Here is a 14600-nt window from a genome sequence, read left to right as displayed (position 1 = left end):
CAACAGTATTGTGTTGGCACGATTTTGGTCGTGTCGGTGGTTGATGGCGGCGGGGAAACGCCCGGTCCCTTTCCGAACCCGGTTAGCTAAGCCCGCCCGCGCTGATGGTACTGCACCTGGGAGGGTGTGGGAGAGTAGGTTACCGCCGGCCTATAACTTCATTTTCTTGTGTGTGGTGAGTGTGTGTTGTTGTGGCACATACTCACCACACTTTTTTGTTTTGGTGGGGGTGTGCACCACGTGCGTGGGGGTGTGGTGTGGCTCGGGTGTGGGGTGTGTGCACCAGATTCCTTTACGTAGGGGGCGTGAGCTGGGGAAACGCCACCGCACAGTCTCGAAGACCCGGAATGTGGTGCACAGCTGCCTCGGCTACCGTTGGAGACACACTATTGGTACTCCGAGAGGGTTTATGGCCAGGGCACCGATGGGTCGGTCGTGAAGTGGACGGCCTTGCTGGAGAGCGGGTCGGTGAAGGCAACGGAAATGCATTCCAACAGCATTGGTTTGGTGAAGTCGTCCTCCCCAAAAGGATGTGGGACGGGGTAGATAGAGTCGCCGATGATGGGCACCCCGGCGTCCAACATCTGGATTCTCAGTTGGTGCGTGCGTCCACTGATCGGTTCGAGGAGATAGCGCCCGAGCGGTCCTTCCACTCCGTAGCGTTCTTGTAGCACTGTTTCCTCTTCTGACGGCAAACGGGACGCGCCAAGGAACAGCGTTTCTGAATTGGGTTCCGCGCCGCGGACAATCTTGGAAGCAACTTCGCCGTGTTCTTTGACGATGTGATGCCGCCAAGGTCCGGCAGGTAGCGAAGGATCATAAGGCGCAACCGCCGAGTACAAGCGTCGTACCTCTCTGCGGGCGAACATGTCTTGGTACGCCCCGCGGACTTCACGGCGCTTCGTCAGCAGCAACAGTCCACTCGTCATGCGGTCGAGGCGATGCGCCGGTGTGAGCTCCTCGTTGCCGGTCTCGCGGCGAAGGCGGACGGTGAGGGTCTCCGTGATGTGGGCGGCGCGTGGCATCGTCGCCAAGAACGGCGGTTTGTTGACGACGAGGACGTTATCGTCTTCGAACACCACGGTGTGAGTAAACGGTACGGGAGTTTCGGGGGCGGGGCGTCGATAAAAGAAGACGTCTGTGCCTGGCTGCAAAATATCGTTGGGGGAGAGCGGGGTGCCGTCGCGCAGGACGACTTCGCCGACGGCGAAGCGCTGGAGGACGGCTGCGGCGTCGTCATCGGGGTGGCGGTGGCGCTGCCCCTTGATGACTTCGGTGAGGAAGTCGCCGGCGGTAATGGGGGCGTCGGGGACGCGGACTCGTGACGCGCCGAGGCCATCGCGCGGAGGCAGTGGCGGGGGCGACTTCCTTCGTTTTCTACTCATATCCTTTGCTAGATTAGTCGCTATGGATATTGGAGCGATGTTGCAACCAGTACTGGCGTTCTTCAATGAAGGTATCGGGAAGGTGATCGCGGACGTGCTGCGAGCACTCTATGAGACGTTCTTCCCTGCGAACTCTGAGGGCGCGAAGCCCGTGGAAATTCCCAAATAAGGGCCACGATATCGATGTGGGTTTTGTCTACAATGGGGGTAGAAACTGCCTACCTTCTTGAGAAAGGGCGAAACACATGTCGAATGAAGAAATGGTCGTCGTAGCTGTGGACGGAAGCCCGGCTTCCCACAACGCGGTCCGCTGGGCGGCGAACACCGCCGCGAAGCGCGGCATCGCGCTGCAGCTGGCTGCAAGCTACACCATGCCGCAGTTCCTGTACGCGGAGGGGATGGTTCCGCCGAAGGAACTGTTCGACGATCTGCAGAAGGAAACCATCCAGAAGGTCGAGGAGGCGCGTGACATCGCGCTTGAGGTCGCCCCAATATCAAGATTGGGCACGCAATCGCGGAGGGATCCCGATTGACATGCTGCTTGAGATGTCGCGTACCGCGACCATGATCGTGATGGGGTCGCGTGGCCTTGGCGGGCTTTCCGGGATGGTCCTCGGCTCTGTGTCTGGTGCGGTTGTCTCCCACGCAAGCTGCCCGGTTGTGGTGGTCCGCGAGGACAACAACGTGACGGAAGAGAATAAGTACGGCCCGGTCGTAGTCGGCGTTGATGGCTCTGAGGTTTCCCGCCACGCAACGGAGGTCGCCTTTGAGGAGGCGCACGCTCGCGGTGCGGAGTTGATTGCGGTGCACACCTGGATCGATACGCAGGTGCAGGGGCCGGGCGCTGGGTTCTCTGTCACGGACGAGCACTGGAAGGCTGTGCAGGAGGAGAAGGACGAGATCCTCAATGGCTACCTGGAGGACTCCGCCGCGAAGTACCCAGATGTGCAGATCCGCAAGGTGATTACGCGTGACCGTCCAGTCCGCGCGCTTACCGAGGCCGCTGAAGGCGCACAGCTCCTGGTCACCGGTTCCCACGGTCGTGGCGGGTTCAAGGGCATGCTGCTCGGCTCGACGTCGCGTGCGCTGCTGCAGTCCGCGCCGTGCCCGATGATGGTTGTTCGTCCGAACGACTAATCTCGCGGAACGCAACCAAGTCCCAGCGGTGCCGTTTCCAGATCGTTACCCGTTGGTGTCCGAATCGTAGTGGCATTATGCCCGAATGGGAGGCACCATGGTCAGTAGACATTAAACGATCGTTATAGAAGGAGACGTGCACATGCTGGGACTTGGCTTTTTCGGCTGGATTATCATTGGCGGACTTGCGGGCTGGATCGCTTCGAAGATTAAGGGCAAGGACGCCGACATGGGCATCGGCCTGAATATTATTGTCGGCATTATTGGTGGTCTGATTGGCGGCTGGTTGCTGGCGAAGTTCGGAGTGGACGTCGACAATGGCGGACTTTGGTTTAGCTTCTTCACCTGCATCCTTGGTGCGGTGATCCTGCTGACCATTGTCAACTTTGTGAAAGGCAAACAACGCCAATAGCCAGTAGCGCGAAAAGCGCGTGATGTATGTACCGGCCGGAGGGACACACCCCCGGCCGGTATTTTTCTTTTCAGAAACTACGGTACGCGGTATGGTGAACGTACTGGTTTGTCTACTAGAGATTTTGGAGGAGCAGTCGCGTGAGCAGCGGTACAACCAGCAAGGCAAAGAGTGCTTCCAGGAGGCGGAATCGTCCCAGCCCCCGGCAGCGGCTGCTGGACGCCGCCACGAAACTCTTCCAAGAAGAAGGCATCCGCGTCATCGGTATTGACCGTATTTTGAGGGAGGCGGACGTCGCGAAGGCGTCGTTGTACTCCCTGCTTGGGTCGAAAGACAACCTGGTCATCGCGTACATTGAGCGGCTGGACGAGGAGTACCGGCAGCGTTGGGCGGAGCGCACCGAGCATGTCTACGACGCGGACGGCAAGGTGCTGGCGTTCTTCGACATGGCGATTGAGGAGGAGCCAGACCGGGAATTCCGTGGCTCGCCGTTCCTGAACGCGGCGAACGAGTATCCGCGCCCGGACACGGAGTCGGAGGAACGCATCGTTGCGGCGTGTAAGAAGCACCGCCAGTGGATGTACGACACGATTACGCACCTGCTCAGCGTGAAGAACGGCTACAACTCGGCCTCGCAGACGAATGAGCTTTTGATCTTCCTCGACGGCGGCCTGGCGGGAGCCCGCTTTGTGCGCGATACCGCGCCGCTGGAAACTGCCCGTACGCTGGCGAAAGCTACGCTTGGGACTCCTCCTGCTGACTATTCGATTTAGCCTCCCGCTGCACTTTCGACCGCTCTTTCTCGATTGCCTTTTTGGCGCGCTTCTCGTCGCGCTTGGCCTCGGCTAGGGCGGATTTTTCTGCGCGGATGTCGCGGCGAACCGCTGGGATGGTCGTCGGTCGCACGAGCGCGCCAGCCTTCTTGCGGCGCCAGGTCCGCTTGCGCTCGCGCTTCTCCCGCTTCTTTTCGACGTACGCTTCGCGCGCCTCGCGTACATGGTTGCGGTGAATCTCTTCGGAGGGGAAACGCTTTACAAGCAACGCCCAGAGCAGAACGGTCTGTGAGGCGGTCCAGAAGTTGTTGACTACCCAGTACAGCAGTAGCGCGATCGGCACGAGGCCGAGCAGTCCCGCCGTGGTCAGGGACAGTGCGATGAAGGGGATCATCCAGTACAGAAACCGGTAGCTGCCGCGGGTGAACGCGTTTTCCCACTCGAGGGTGGTGCGGTTGCGGATCTGGGAGAGCAGCAGGTTGATGCTGGTGAAACAGATGGCGGCGATGAGCATCGGTATGGCCAGGCCGCGAACGGCGTCGACCGTAGTGCCGAGGGAGGCAAACTGCTCTGGTGTCATGGAGACGTAGGCGGGGAGGGGGACGTCGAAAAGCGTGGTGTTGCGGAAGCTTTCGATCTCGTCTGGGGTGAGCAGGCCGATCCGGTGGGCGTCGCCGACGTCGGGGACGGCGAGCCAGTACAGCAGGCGGTACAGGCCGAAGAAAAACGGCAGCTGGATCATGGCGGGAACGCAGCCGGCGAGCGGGTTGTAGCCGTGCTCGCTGCGGAGTTTCTTGATGGCTTCGCGCTCCGCCTCGATGTCCTCGAGTGCGGTGGAGCTGCCGTAGCGGTCCGCGATGGCTTTCATGTGTGGCCGCATCATGTAGCTGGTGCGGCCTACCTTGTACGTCTTCCAGGAAAACGGTGCGATGGCGCCGCGCACTGTGATGACCAGCAGGATGATGGATGCGATCCAGGCGCCAGAGACGGGGGCGCCGAGGACGTCGGCGAGGAGCCAGTGCCAGAACTGCAGCACGGCGGACACGGGATAGACGAGGATTTCCATCATTCGCTAATGTTAGGCCATGGTTTACCAACAACCCAGACGCAAGGTGCGCGCCTCCCAGGTGTTCGGCGAGGTGCTGCTGACCATCGGGGCGTTGTTGTTGCTGTTCGCCTTTTACGAGTCCTATTGGACGAATATCGCTTCCGGCAAGATGCAGAACGAAGCGCAGGACACGTTGTCGGAGCAGTGGAAGAACCCGCGCCAGCTGCGCACGCCACAGCTTGGCGACGCATTCGCGCGCATGTACATCCCTGCGTTCGGGTCGGACTACCAGTTCGCCATCATCGAGGGCACCGACGAGAACGAGTTGTTGGTGGGTCCGGGCCGCTACCCGGACACGCAGATGCCGGGCGAGCCGGGCAACTTCGCGGTGGCGGGGCACCGCGTGGGCAAGGGCGCGCCGTTCAATGACCTTGGGGCGCTGAACAGCTGCGACGCCATCGTGGTGGAGACGCAGGATTCCTGGGTGACGTACCGCGTGCTGCCGATGGGCCTGGATCCGCAGGAACGCCGGGACGTGGCGGCGGGCTGCGTGCCAGCCGAGATCAACGAGCCGATCGCGACGGGCGAGTACCGCAACGTGGTGGGCAGGCACATTACGCTGCCGGGAGACGTGAACGTGATCAACCCGATCCCGGAGCAGCCCTCCATTGAGGTGCGCCCGGACATGCTGGGCATGATCACGCTGACCACGTGCCACCCGCAGTTTTCGAACGCGGAGCGCATGATCATCCACGCCGTGCAGACTGAGGTGCTGGCGAAAACACCGGGCGAGCAAACGCTGCCGCAGGCGATGTCGGAGGTGAGATAGACAATGTATGGAGCACTTTGGCGGATGCTGCCGGGGCCTACGCCGGTGAAGTGGCTGCTCGCGATCGTGATCGCGGTGGCCGTGTTCTTCCTGCTGATGGAAGTGGTGTTTCCGTGGGTGTCGGCGCAGATGCCCTACAACGACGTTGCAGTGTAACGCCCTAGAGCTGCAGGTTCTTGATGGTCTCCTCGGCGACGAGCTGCGCCTTGATGGACTCGTCCTGGTTGGTGAACACGGTCACGGCCGTGTTGCTCTTGGCCACGGAGTAGGCGGCGCCGATCCTGTTGGGTACGGCCCCGCCGCCGTGGCGTCCGCCGTTCCACCCGGCTGGCTGGTTGGCGGGTTCGGTGTAGTCGATGGGTGTTGCCCAGTCGACAACGGCCATGGCGTCCTCGGGGCTGTCCATGTGCCGCACGATGACGGTCAGCTGAGGCTCGGGCGGGTAGGACCAGAACTGGCAGGCTGGGGGGTCGAAGCGGGCGTCGATACCTACGCCGGTGACGCGCTGGCCGTTGGCGTCGGCGACCCAGTCGGTGTCGAGGTATGGGCAGGGCTGCCACGCGTTGCGGTCGGTGGCGGGCAGGGCGTCGAGAGGCAGGGCGGCTTGTTGCTTCTCGACGCCCCCTTCGCCCGCGGGCGCCGGATCCGGGTCGGGGGCGGCGCACCCGGCGAGGACGCCGAATGCCATGACTGCTGCGAGGGTGGGTAGTGTCAAACGCATGGGTTCCAGATTAGCTGTGTTGTCGCCGGGCCCCGGCGAAACCACTGAGGTGCCGGTAAACCGCTCCTTGGATATCGGTATCACGGTGTTGTCGGTGTCGTTAGTGTTGGTGTCGCTGGCGGCGCTGGCGCGGATGTCGCTGGATGAGGCGCTGCTGCACATCACTCTGGTGACGACGTTTTCCTTCCTCCTGTTCTACGGGATGACAGAGATGCACTACTGGGCAACCCCGGGCCGCGTGCTGTGGCTCGTGGGGCTCACCGGCGTGTGGATGCTGGACACGACGATCTCCGTGGTGGCGATGTACTGGGTGTTCACCCTGTTCTTCGTCTACATGCGCGCGTTCAACGACTGGCGAGGTATTGCCGGGGTGGCTGCTGGGCTTGTGATCACGGTGCTGGTACAGCTGCCGGATCATCTCACGCTGGGCAGCGTGTTGGGGCCGGCGCTGTCGGCGGTGGTGGTCCTGGCGATCAACTATGCCTTCACCACGATTACGAAGGTGAGCGACGAGCGCGCCGAGCTCATCAACGAGTTACTGGAGACACGCGAACAGCTAGCAACTACGGAGCGCGCAGCCGGTGTGGCGCAGGAGCGGGAACGGCTCGCGCACGAGATTCACGACACGGTGGCGCAGAACCTGTCCTCGATCCAGATGCTGCTGCACGCCGCGGAGCGCGACCTGTTGGCCACGGACCTTTCGGAGGAAGAGCTGGCGGCGCCGTTGAAGAGGATGGAGACGGCACGTAGGGCGGCGTCGAGAAACTTGGCGGAGACCCGTGCGATTATTGCGGCGCTGACGCCGGCGCCGCTGAGCACGACGTCGCTGGAGGAGGCGCTGCGCCGCATCGCGGCGGACTTCGGTACGACGGGCGACATGGACATCGAGGTGGAGGTCGACGGTGAGCCGCAGCAGCTGCCGATGCGCATCGAGGCCGGCCTGCTGCGTATTACGCAGGGCGCGGTGTCGAACGCGGTGAAGCACTCCGAGGCGAGCCGCATGCGCATCACGCTGACGTTTGGGGATGACGAGGTCCGCCTTGATGCGGTGGACAACGGCAAGGGCTTCGACGTAGCGAGCCAGGCCAAAAAGCCCTCAGGGTTAGGCCATTTGGGTCTCGATGCGATGCGTTCTCGGGCCGAGGAATTGGGCGGTGAGCTGGCAATTGAGTCCCAGCCCGGCGGGCCGACAGCACTTTCTGTGGCGGTACCGAGTAGTATCAAGCAAAAGACTGACCAGGTGGAGAGGAAAACTTCATGATTCGTGTGTTGCTGGCTGATGACCATGAGATCGTCCGGCTGGGGCTTCGGGCCGTGCTCGAGGAGGCCGAAGACATTATGGTCGTCGGCGAAGTTGCCACAGCTGAGGGCGCGATCGCGATGGCGCAGGCCGGTGGCATCGACGTGATTTTGATGGACCTCCGCTTCGGCGCGGGCGTCGAGGGCACCCGCGTGACCACGGGCGCGCAGGCAACGGCGCAGATCATCGCCTCGATGACGAACCCGCCGAAGGTGCTCATGGTGACCAACTACGACACCGACGCCGACATCCTCGGCGCGATCGAGGCCGGAGCCGTCGGCTACCTGCTGAAGGACGCCCCGCCGGAGGAGCTCGTCGCCGCGGTGCGCTCCACCGCGCGTGGCGACGCCACCATGTCCCCGGTGGTGCGCGAGCGCCTCGAGACGCGCGACCGCACTCCGCGCTCCTCGCTCACGCCGCGTGAGCTGGAGGTGCTGCAGTTGGTGGCGGCGGGGTCGTCGAATAGGGAGATTGGCACGGAGCTCATGCTTTCAGAGGCGACCGTGAAGTCCCACCTCGTGCACATTTACGACAAGCTGGGTGTGCGTTCCCGTACTTCCGCCGTGGCGTCGGCGCGCGAGCAGGGCGTGCTCTAGTAGTAGGGGTGGGCTTCGTGGAATGCTTCCACGATGCCAAGGGGGATCTTGCCGCGGTTGGCAATGGGCAGGCCTTCGGTCTGCGCCCAACGGCGGATCTCGGCGGGGTCAAGGGCCCGATCGGTCGCGTCGCACGCCTCCCTGGCTGCTTCGACGTACGGCTTGAGCTGCGCCAGGAAGCGCTCTGCGTTCTCCGGCTTGAGGTCCAGCACGTAATTCTTCCCCTGTAGCCCGAAGCGGATCACGCGAACATCCGCCTCGTGCAGGGGCGTGTGGTCCAGGTCGTCGAAAAACTGGGTGATATTTTGCCGGGCCATGAAGGCTGTCCTTTCTCCGGTACTCCCAAGAGCGATACTTGGGAGTAGTGTTCGCGTTTGGAGGAAGTCTAGCAAATACTTTGGCCGATAATACTAATTAAGTTTCTTCTGCACTTCCGCGGACAGTTTCTGCAGGTCTTCATCAATAGAGTTGTGAGCCAGGCGCTGCTGTACCGGGTTCATGTGCTCGGCGTTTTCCACCGCGGTCTGCAGCTCCGCGAGGCGGACCTTCGCGTCGGTGGCGAAGCCCTTCGGCAGCTCGGCGGTCTTGACCTGGCCCTCGAGGGCGTCGACGCGCGACTTCAGCTGCCCGCCGCTCTCAGAAAAGCGCGAGACTTCCTGGGAGGACAGGCCGACGCTCTGCGCGCGCTGCTGCACCTGCTTTTGCTGGTAGGACGTCCAGCCCTTGTAGAACAGCGGCAACAGCACCGGCAGGAGCAGACGGGTCGCGCCGAGCCACTGCTTGGCTTTCTTCTTCGTAATGCCGGACTCCTCAATGCGCTGCAGATGTGCCTTCGCTAGCCGCTCCTCGTGCTTGCGCTTCTGCTTCAGGCCCTGCTTCTCTGCCTTCAGCAGGCGCTTCTCGGCCTTGTCCAGCAGCTTTGCGGTGCGGAAGTCCTGCTTCGCCTCCTCCTTGGCAAGCTTGCGGGCGTGCGCCTGCGCGGCCTTAATCTCAGCCTTGGCCTTCGTGCGTGCTTTCCGGATGGATTTGAACAGTCCCATGCGAGTTAACTCCTTTACGCTTCAGCGTTCGTTTGGACACCAACCTTACCTGTTTCTCCACTGCGCCTAGTAGAGTATTGCCCATTGTGAGTACGTCGAAGCAGCAGGATGGCACACGCATGCGGCCGTCGGATCTTGTGGGGTGCCGCTTCCGGTTCCGCCGGAGGTGCCAGTTCCCGGACTACCCGTCGCGCGAGGAGGCCGAGGCGCACATGCCGCAGCGCATCGCGGTGCAGGAGGCGGTACTCGCCCAGCTGCCTACCAAGCCAGCGCTTGGCGACGGCCGGCGCCGCCTCTTCACCCGCGCCGACGCCGCGGACGCCACCACCGAGGGCGTCTTCGACTTGATGCGCCGCGGCACCCACCTGATCACGCGGGCGACGCTCCATGGGGACATCGCCGGGGTGGCGGTCGAGGTGGACGTCGACATCCTGGTGCGCACGGCCGACGGGTACGTGCCAGTGATCATCTCGAACCACAGAGTCGCGCGCACGCACCCGACCTCGACGCTGCAGGCCGTGCCGGTTGGGCGCCTCGGGCTGGGGGCACCACTGCGGGTAGCGGGCAAGTACCGCCACCACACCATCGACGGCTACCGGCTAGCCATGGCGCACCTCCTACTCGGGGAGCGTTCCGCGGGCCGCGGCGGCGTCATTGGGCAGGATAGGTCGCTGGCGTACGGAGTGGACGTCGAAAAGTATGTCGCGCCGCTGCTGCTCGCGCTCGCTGAGCCCACGCCCGAGCACCCAACCCGCTACAAACAGTGCGCCACCTGCAGGTTCTGGCCGCTGTGCCTGCCTGAGCTCGAGGCGCGCGACGACATCTCGCTGGTGCTGCCCGGTGGCAAGGGTGACCGCTTCCGCGCCCAGGGCATCACGACGGTCCAACAGCTTATCGACGCCCAGCTCGGCGAACCTTCCCGCATCGCCGAAGCCTGGCGCGCCGGGATACCCCTGCTCAGGAGACCGGGACCGATCGGTATTCGCCGCGCGGACGTCGAGATCGACATCGACATGGAGTCCTACATGGACCAAGGCGCCTACCTGTGGGGCACCTTCGACGGCGAGCGCTACCGGCCGTTCGTGACGTGGGAGGAAGTCGGCGGCGACGCGGAGGAAGCCAACTTCGGTGCGTTCTGGCGCTGGCTCCTCGACCAGCGCGCCCAAGCCCACGCAGATGGCAAAACGTTTGCCGCCTACTGCTACGCCGCCGCCGGCGAAAACCACTGGCTGCGCATGTCCGCGCAGCGCTTCGCCAGCATCGACGCCAAGGAAGTCCAGGAGTTCATCGCCTCCGACGAGTGGGTCGACGTGTTCGCGGCGGTGCGCAAGCACCTCGTCGGTACCGACGGGCTGGGGCTGAAGGTGCTCGGGCCCATCGTCGGCTTCCACTGGGAGGACGACGACATGGACGGCGAAGCCTCCATCGACCGCCGCTTCGCCGCCGTCCGCGGCGACGAGGACGCAAAACAGACCCTACTGCAGTACAACGAAGACGACTGCCGGGCCACCCGTGCCGTCCGCGAATTCCTTGCCGCCGACGCCCCCGGCATCCCTTTGCTCTAGCTTTGGGGTTTAGCGCCTGGTGTTTTAACGCCTGGTGTTGCGGGCCACTGCCGCGGTAATCAGCACCAGCACCACAACGAGGCAGGCCAGCACCATCGTGAACCCGGCCCACGGCAGCAGCTCGTACACCCAGCCCGACGCCGCCCCCACCATCGACGACCCCATGTAGTACCAGAACACGTACATGCTGGACGCCTCCGCCCGGTCACGCTCCGCGATGATGCCCACCCACGCAGAGGCCGTCGAGTGCATCGCGAAGAAGCTCGCCGTAAACACCAGCAGACCGGCCAGCAGCGCCACCAGGTTCGGTATCGCTGCCAGTATCAGGCCCACCACCATGAGCGACGCGCCCCCAATCACCACGTGCCCGCGACCGTACTTGCTCACCAGCGCACCCGCACGCGACGCAGACCACGTCCCCGACAGGTACAGCAAAAACGCCAGCCCCACCAGCGACGGCGGCAGGCCAAAGTAGTCAATCGCGCGGAACCCCAGGTAGTTGTACAGGGAGACGAACACGCCCATCCCGATGAACGCCGTCGCACATAGCGCCAGAATCCGCGGGTTCCTCGCGTGCCGAACCATCGCGCGGAACTCATTACCCGGCCGCAGCTTCGCCTTCGGCGTGAAGTTCCGCTGCGCAGGGAGCAGGATCGCCGTTGCAATCGCCAGTGCAAGTGCCGTCACGCTACTGGCTGCGAGCGCCCACCGCCACGACGTGACCGCCAGCAAACCCGTCGGGATCAACCTACCCGTCAGCCCGCCGATTGTGTTGCCGGCGATGTACAAGCCCATCGCGCCGGGCAGGTCCTTGGCGTCGAGCTCCTCGGAGAGCCAGGTCATCGCAACGGCCGGGGTGCCTGCAATCGCGATGCCTTGCAGGGCTCGCAGTAGCACCAGCTGTTCCATCGACTGCGCCAGCGGCAACAACAGGCCAATGCCCGTTGCCACCAGCGCTGACACGATCAGCACGCGTCCGCGCCCATACTTCTCCGAAAGTATCGACGCCGGCACCACACACAGCGCCAACCCGCCCGTCGCCGCCGACACCGTCAGCGCCGTCGTGGACGGGGAAGCGTCGAACGCCTCCGCCAGGGTGGGGAGCAGGGCCTGGGTGGCGTAGAGGGCGTTAAAGATTCCGAGCCCGGCGAGCAGCATCGCAATCGTTGCGCGACGATACTCCGGGCTCCCTTTCTTCATGCTCCATATCCTGGCACTTTGTGGCGGGGACCTCAAGGAGCGTTCAGGATGCATGCACCACATTCCTGGTTTTGGTGGACGGATTTGTAAAAGCCCATGTCGGTTTGTGTGCGTGGTGGAATGTGGTGCGCAGGTCGTGAGACGGCCACCCGAAAACCGCTCCCGTCGACCTCTTTCGGTCGACCAACCCTGGTCAGCGCAAAATCGACAAAAACGTACCAAAATGACCGAAAACGCCGTGACCTGCATCGGTCGACCGGAGCAGGTCGACCGGAACGCAGAACTGCCGAAACAGGGAACAGGCCCGGTTAACCCCGCTCCCTACCCCCTCTTGCATGGCAGGTTAGCCTACCCTAATATTCCTAGTGGGTCCTGGTTCCTTCAACGGACTCGTCGTGAATACAGATAAAACCCGCCGTGTTTCATACCCCTGTATGAAACACGGCGGGTGGCCATGTAAAGCGCTCCTCGCGAGAGCGCCTTTAATCTAACAGAATTACATGGCGTTGTCTATACCGACTTACTTGGAAGCCGCTGCGAAGCGATCGTTGACGTCGTCCCAGTTGACAACGTTCCACCAAGCCTTGACGTAATCGCCCTTGACGTTCTTGTACTGCAGGTAGAAGGCGTGCTCCCACATGTCGAGCATCAGCAGTGGGGTGAAGTCAACGGAGATGTTGCCCTGCTGGTCGGTGAGCTGCTCGATGATGAGGCGGCCTGCGATGTGGTCGTAACCCAGGACTGCCCAGCCGGAGCCGTGCAGGCTTGTTGCAACACCGGAGAAGTGTGCCTGGAACTTCTCGAAGGAACCGAAGTCGCGGTCAATTGCCTCGGCGATTGCGCCGGTTGGTGCGCCGCCTGCGTTCGGTGCCATGTTCTTCCAGAAGATGGAGTGGTTGGTGTGGCCACCCAGGTTAAATGCCAGGTTCTTGGACAGTGCACGCAGCTTGTCCGGGTTGGCGTCGCCGTTGCGCTCTGCCTCGAGGGCCTCGAGTGCGGCGTTTGCGCCAGCGACGTAGTTCGCGTGGTGCTTGTCGTGGTGCAGCTCCATAATCTCGGCCGAGATATGTGGCTCGAGTGCGTCGTATGCGTATGGGAGCTCTGGAAGTTCGTAAACAGCCATTGTCAGTTCCTTTCGTTTGGGGTTGGTGACGTGCCCCATAATAGACAAGAATCACATTCCCGCAATGGCGTACGCTGATTTTTATGGGTTTCTTGTTTGCACCGACGCCGAAGCTGGTTCCTGAAGATCGCACGTTGCCTGGCCGTGATGAGCCGGTGTTGGCGCATCCGCGTCCGCATGCTGTGTTGGGGACGCCGATTACTGGTCCGTGGCGCGAGGGCCAGCGCCGCTTGCTGGTGGGTATTGGGTGTTTTTGGGGTGCTGAGAAGATGTTTTGGCAGATGGAGGGGGTGGAGTCGACGTCGGTTGGGTATGGCGGGGGCGTGACGCCGAACCCGACGTATCGGGAGGTGTGCAGTGGGCAGACGAACCACGTTGAGCTGGTGGAGGTGGTCTACGACCCGGAGCGCGTCTCGTTGAAGGAGTTGGTGCGTGCGGCGCTTGAGGCGCACGACCCGACGCAGGGTTTCCGTCAGGGCAATGATGTGGGGACGCAGTACCGCTCGGCGTTCTTCACCGACACGGAGCACGAGGCGCAGGACATCAAAGGGTGGGTTGCGCACTACGGTGAGCAGCTTGTCGACGCCGGCTTTGCCCCAATTACGACTGAGGTGGGGTGGGGCGTCGATTATTACTTGGCGGAGGATGAGCACCAGCAGTATCTGCACAAGGTGCCGAACGGGTACTGCCCGCACCACTCGACCGGCGTGGAGTGTGGAATCTAATGTTGCCGAAGATTGTGGCGCATCGTGGATTCTCGGCGATGTACCCGGAGTCGACGCACCTGGCGTTCGAGGCGGGCCTGAAGCTGCCGATTCACGGCGTGGAGTGCGATGTGCGGCTGACGCGCGACGGGCGGCTGGTGGTGTTCCATGACGGCCTGGTGGACCGCACGACGGACGGGATGGGGCGCGTGTCCACGATGGACTTCTGCGACCTGCGCGAGCTGAACTGCGGCACGAAGGAGTGCCCGCAGCAGGTGATGCTGCTCGAAGAGCTGCTCGAGCTGCTGCAGGACTACCCGGACAAGCACCTCTATATTGAGACGAAGCACCCGACGCGCTACGGCCCCGAGGTGGACGAGGCGACATTTCGGGCGCTGGCGTACGCGGGCATGCTGGATTCGGAGCAGGTCACAATCATTTCCTTCTCGCATAAGGCGGTGCGGTATTTCACGCGGATGGCGCCGGACCTGCTCACGTATTACCTGTTCCGGCTGCGTGAAGCGAAGTGGAACCCGAAGTCCGTGATGCTTTCGAGCCCGTACGGGATTGGGCCGGGGTTGGCGCATGTGCAGCGGCGCCCGGAGCTGATCGGCAAGTATGGATGCCCGACGTACGTGTGGACGGTCAACGACCCGAAGGATATGCGGTGGTGTGCCGAACACGGCATCGATGCGATCGCGACCGACCACCCACAGTTGGCGCTGCAGACGTACGCAGGGCTGCTGTAGCGCCTGTACGATGTGTGT

Annotated in this window: 19 protein-coding genes and 1 rRNA gene; 13 read left to right on the top strand and 7 right to left on the bottom strand. The window is 62.8% G+C overall.

Going from position 1 to position 14600, the window contains the following annotated elements; all coding sequences use genetic code 11:
- Nucleotides 1-32 precede the first annotated feature (32 nt).
- Nucleotides 33-151 (top strand): 5S ribosomal RNA (gene rrf / locus R0V12_RS05245).
- 256 nt (nt 152-407) lie between these two features.
- Here rrf and R0V12_RS05240 read toward each other — a convergent pair.
- The gene (locus R0V12_RS05240) at nt 408-1385 is read right to left on the bottom strand and encodes a pseudouridine synthase (protein ID WP_070975663.1); all 978 of its coding nucleotides are present in this window, start codon (nt 1383-1385) and stop codon (nt 408-410) included.
- A gap of 22 nt (nt 1386-1407) precedes the next feature.
- Here R0V12_RS05240 and R0V12_RS05235 point away from each other — a divergent pair, with 22 nt between their 5' ends.
- The 5 genes from R0V12_RS05235 to R0V12_RS05220 all read left to right on the top strand — a co-directional run bounded on the left by R0V12_RS05235 (nt 1408) and on the right by R0V12_RS05220 (nt 3707).
- Complete coding sequence (locus R0V12_RS05235; protein ID WP_176754811.1) at nt 1408-1554, top strand: hypothetical protein; 147 nt, start codon at nt 1408-1410, stop codon at nt 1552-1554.
- A 76-nt stretch (nt 1555-1630) separates the two neighbouring features.
- Nucleotides 1631-1918, top strand: a complete 288-nt coding sequence (locus tag R0V12_RS11515) for a universal stress protein (protein ID WP_413774866.1) — start codon at nt 1631-1633, stop codon at nt 1916-1918.
- Nucleotide 1919: 1 nt separating this feature from the next.
- Nucleotides 1920-2522, top strand: a complete 603-nt coding sequence (locus tag R0V12_RS05230; protein WP_413774865.1) for a universal stress protein — start codon at nt 1920-1922, stop codon at nt 2520-2522.
- Nucleotides 2523-2664: 142 nt separating this feature from the next.
- Nucleotides 2665-2934, top strand: a complete 270-nt coding sequence (locus tag R0V12_RS05225) for a GlsB/YeaQ/YmgE family stress response membrane protein (RefSeq protein WP_070361740.1) — start codon at nt 2665-2667, stop codon at nt 2932-2934.
- A gap of 140 nt (nt 2935-3074) precedes the next feature.
- Entirely contained in the window at nt 3075-3707 is a 633-nt protein-coding gene (locus tag R0V12_RS05220) for a TetR/AcrR family transcriptional regulator (protein ID WP_070975662.1), read from the top strand.
- Here the strand turns inward: R0V12_RS05220 and yidC are convergent.
- Entirely contained in the window at nt 3670-4776 is a 1107-nt protein-coding gene (gene yidC, locus R0V12_RS05215; RefSeq protein WP_070975661.1) for a membrane protein insertase YidC, read from the bottom strand. The genes R0V12_RS05220 and yidC overlap by 38 nt on opposite strands.
- Nucleotides 4777-4792: 16 nt before the next feature.
- Here yidC and R0V12_RS05210 point away from each other — a divergent pair, with 16 nt between their 5' ends.
- Nucleotides 4793-5584, top strand: coding sequence for a class E sortase (locus R0V12_RS05210; protein WP_070975660.1), 792 nt, complete (start codon nt 4793-4795; stop codon nt 5582-5584).
- A gap of 3 nt (nt 5585-5587) precedes the next feature.
- Complete coding sequence (locus R0V12_RS05205) at nt 5588-5740, top strand: hypothetical protein (protein ID WP_168156155.1); 153 nt, start codon at nt 5588-5590, stop codon at nt 5738-5740.
- Nucleotides 5741-5744: 4 nt separating this feature from the next.
- Here the strand turns inward: R0V12_RS05205 and R0V12_RS05200 are convergent, their stop codons facing one another.
- Nucleotides 5745-6305 carry a DUF2020 domain-containing protein gene (locus R0V12_RS05200; protein WP_083329434.1) on the bottom strand — a complete coding sequence of 187 codons (561 nt, stop codon included), beginning with the start codon at nt 6303-6305 and terminating at the stop codon, nt 5745-5747.
- Here R0V12_RS05200 and R0V12_RS05195 point away from each other — a divergent pair.
- Both R0V12_RS05195 and R0V12_RS05190 read left to right on the top strand, forming a co-directional pair.
- On the top strand, nt 6304-7566 hold the full coding sequence (locus tag R0V12_RS05195; RefSeq protein WP_070975659.1) for a sensor histidine kinase: 1263 nt from the start codon (nt 6304-6306) through the stop codon (nt 7564-7566). The genes R0V12_RS05200 and R0V12_RS05195 overlap by 2 nt on opposite strands.
- Nucleotides 7563-8201 (top strand): LuxR C-terminal-related transcriptional regulator, encoded by a 639-nt coding sequence (locus R0V12_RS05190; RefSeq protein ID WP_070361745.1) that lies wholly within the window; start codon nt 7563-7565, stop codon nt 8199-8201. Before R0V12_RS05195 ends, R0V12_RS05190 begins: the two co-directional genes overlap by 4 nt.
- Here the strand turns inward: R0V12_RS05190 and R0V12_RS05185 are convergent.
- Both R0V12_RS05185 and R0V12_RS05180 read right to left on the bottom strand, forming a co-directional pair.
- The gene (locus tag R0V12_RS05185; protein WP_070361746.1) at nt 8198-8518 is read right to left on the bottom strand and encodes a histone-like nucleoid-structuring protein Lsr2; all 321 of its coding nucleotides are present in this window, start codon (nt 8516-8518) and stop codon (nt 8198-8200) included. The two genes, R0V12_RS05190 and R0V12_RS05185, sit on opposite strands and share 4 nt — an antisense overlap.
- A 93-nt stretch (nt 8519-8611) precedes the next feature.
- On the bottom strand, nt 8612-9241 hold the full coding sequence (locus R0V12_RS05180) for a DUF6474 family protein (RefSeq protein WP_070975658.1): 630 nt from the start codon (nt 9239-9241) through the stop codon (nt 8612-8614).
- Between the two features lie 86 nt (nt 9242-9327).
- Here R0V12_RS05180 and R0V12_RS05175 point away from each other — a divergent pair, with 86 nt between their 5' ends.
- A complete protein-coding gene (locus R0V12_RS05175) occupies nt 9328-10806 on the top strand; it encodes a TM0106 family RecB-like putative nuclease (RefSeq protein ID WP_255366127.1) in 1479 nt (492 codons plus the stop codon).
- Between the two features lie 24 nt (nt 10807-10830).
- Here R0V12_RS05175 and R0V12_RS05170 read toward each other — a convergent pair whose 3' ends face one another.
- Both R0V12_RS05170 and R0V12_RS05165 read right to left on the bottom strand, forming a co-directional pair.
- The gene (locus R0V12_RS05170; RefSeq protein ID WP_070975656.1) at nt 10831-12006 is read right to left on the bottom strand and encodes an MFS transporter; all 1176 of its coding nucleotides are present in this window, start codon (nt 12004-12006) and stop codon (nt 10831-10833) included.
- A 520-nt stretch (nt 12007-12526) separates the two neighbouring features.
- Entirely contained in the window at nt 12527-13129 is a 603-nt protein-coding gene (locus tag R0V12_RS05165) for a superoxide dismutase (RefSeq protein WP_070975655.1), read from the bottom strand.
- Between the two features lie 83 nt (nt 13130-13212).
- Between R0V12_RS05165 and msrA the strand changes: the two genes are divergently transcribed.
- Together msrA and R0V12_RS05155 are read left to right on the top strand one after the other, a co-directional pair.
- Nucleotides 13213-13854: a peptide-methionine (S)-S-oxide reductase MsrA gene (msrA, locus tag R0V12_RS05160; RefSeq protein WP_070975654.1), complete on the top strand. Its 642-nt coding sequence runs from the start codon at nt 13213-13215 to the stop codon at nt 13852-13854.
- Nucleotides 13854-14582 carry a glycerophosphodiester phosphodiesterase family protein gene (locus tag R0V12_RS05155; RefSeq protein WP_070479694.1) on the top strand — a complete coding sequence of 243 codons (729 nt, stop codon included), beginning with the start codon at nt 13854-13856 and terminating at the stop codon, nt 14580-14582. The genes msrA and R0V12_RS05155 overlap by 1 nt, the downstream gene beginning before the upstream one ends.
- Nucleotides 14583-14600: the final 18 nt, after the last annotated feature.

The sequence above is a fragment of the Corynebacterium sp. UMB2355A genome (genome assembly GCF_033877495.1).
GTDB lineage: Bacteria > Actinomycetota > Actinomycetes > Mycobacteriales > Mycobacteriaceae > Corynebacterium > Corynebacterium pseudogenitalium.
Note: the sequence above shows the minus strand (reverse complement) of the source record. Positions and strands in the feature narration are given on the sequence as shown.

Excerpts from the sequence above, each read along its gene's own strand:
- R0V12_RS05225 (WP_070361740.1), top strand. The coding sequence starts at position 2,665 with ATGCTGGGACTTGGCTTTTTCGGCTGGATTATCATTGGCGGACTTGCG.
- R0V12_RS11515 (WP_413774866.1), top strand. The coding sequence starts at position 1,631 with ATGTCGAATGAAGAAATGGTCGTCGTAGCTGTGGACGGAAGCCCGGCT.
- R0V12_RS05235 (WP_176754811.1), top strand. The coding sequence starts at position 1,408 with ATGGATATTGGAGCGATGTTGCAACCAGTACTGGCGTTCTTCAATGAA.
- R0V12_RS05170 (WP_070975656.1), bottom strand. The coding sequence starts at position 12,006 with ATGAAGAAAGGGAGCCCGGAGTATCGTCGCGCAACGATTGCGATGCTG.
- R0V12_RS05195 (WP_070975659.1), top strand. The coding sequence starts at position 6,304 with ATGGGTTCCAGATTAGCTGTGTTGTCGCCGGGCCCCGGCGAAACCACT.
- msrA (WP_070975654.1), top strand. The coding sequence starts at position 13,213 with ATGGGTTTCTTGTTTGCACCGACGCCGAAGCTGGTTCCTGAAGATCGC.
- R0V12_RS05210 (WP_070975660.1), top strand. The coding sequence starts at position 4,793 with ATGGTTTACCAACAACCCAGACGCAAGGTGCGCGCCTCCCAGGTGTTC.
- R0V12_RS05185 (WP_070361746.1), bottom strand. The coding sequence starts at position 8,518 with ATGGCCCGGCAAAATATCACCCAGTTTTTCGACGACCTGGACCACACG.
- R0V12_RS05155 (WP_070479694.1), top strand. The coding sequence starts at position 13,854 with ATGTTGCCGAAGATTGTGGCGCATCGTGGATTCTCGGCGATGTACCCG.
- R0V12_RS05190 (WP_070361745.1), top strand. The coding sequence starts at position 7,563 with ATGATTCGTGTGTTGCTGGCTGATGACCATGAGATCGTCCGGCTGGGG.
- R0V12_RS05180 (WP_070975658.1), bottom strand. The coding sequence starts at position 9,241 with ATGGGACTGTTCAAATCCATCCGGAAAGCACGCACGAAGGCCAAGGCT.
- R0V12_RS05165 (WP_070975655.1), bottom strand. The coding sequence starts at position 13,129 with ATGGCTGTTTACGAACTTCCAGAGCTCCCATACGCATACGACGCACTC.
- R0V12_RS05240 (WP_070975663.1), bottom strand. The coding sequence starts at position 1,385 with ATGAGTAGAAAACGAAGGAAGTCGCCCCCGCCACTGCCTCCGCGCGAT.
- yidC (WP_070975661.1), bottom strand. The coding sequence starts at position 4,776 with ATGATGGAAATCCTCGTCTATCCCGTGTCCGCCGTGCTGCAGTTCTGG.
- R0V12_RS05200 (WP_083329434.1), bottom strand. The coding sequence starts at position 6,305 with ATGCGTTTGACACTACCCACCCTCGCAGCAGTCATGGCATTCGGCGTC.
- R0V12_RS05230 (WP_413774865.1), top strand. The coding sequence starts at position 1,920 with ATGCTGCTTGAGATGTCGCGTACCGCGACCATGATCGTGATGGGGTCG.
- R0V12_RS05205 (WP_168156155.1), top strand. The coding sequence starts at position 5,588 with ATGTATGGAGCACTTTGGCGGATGCTGCCGGGGCCTACGCCGGTGAAG.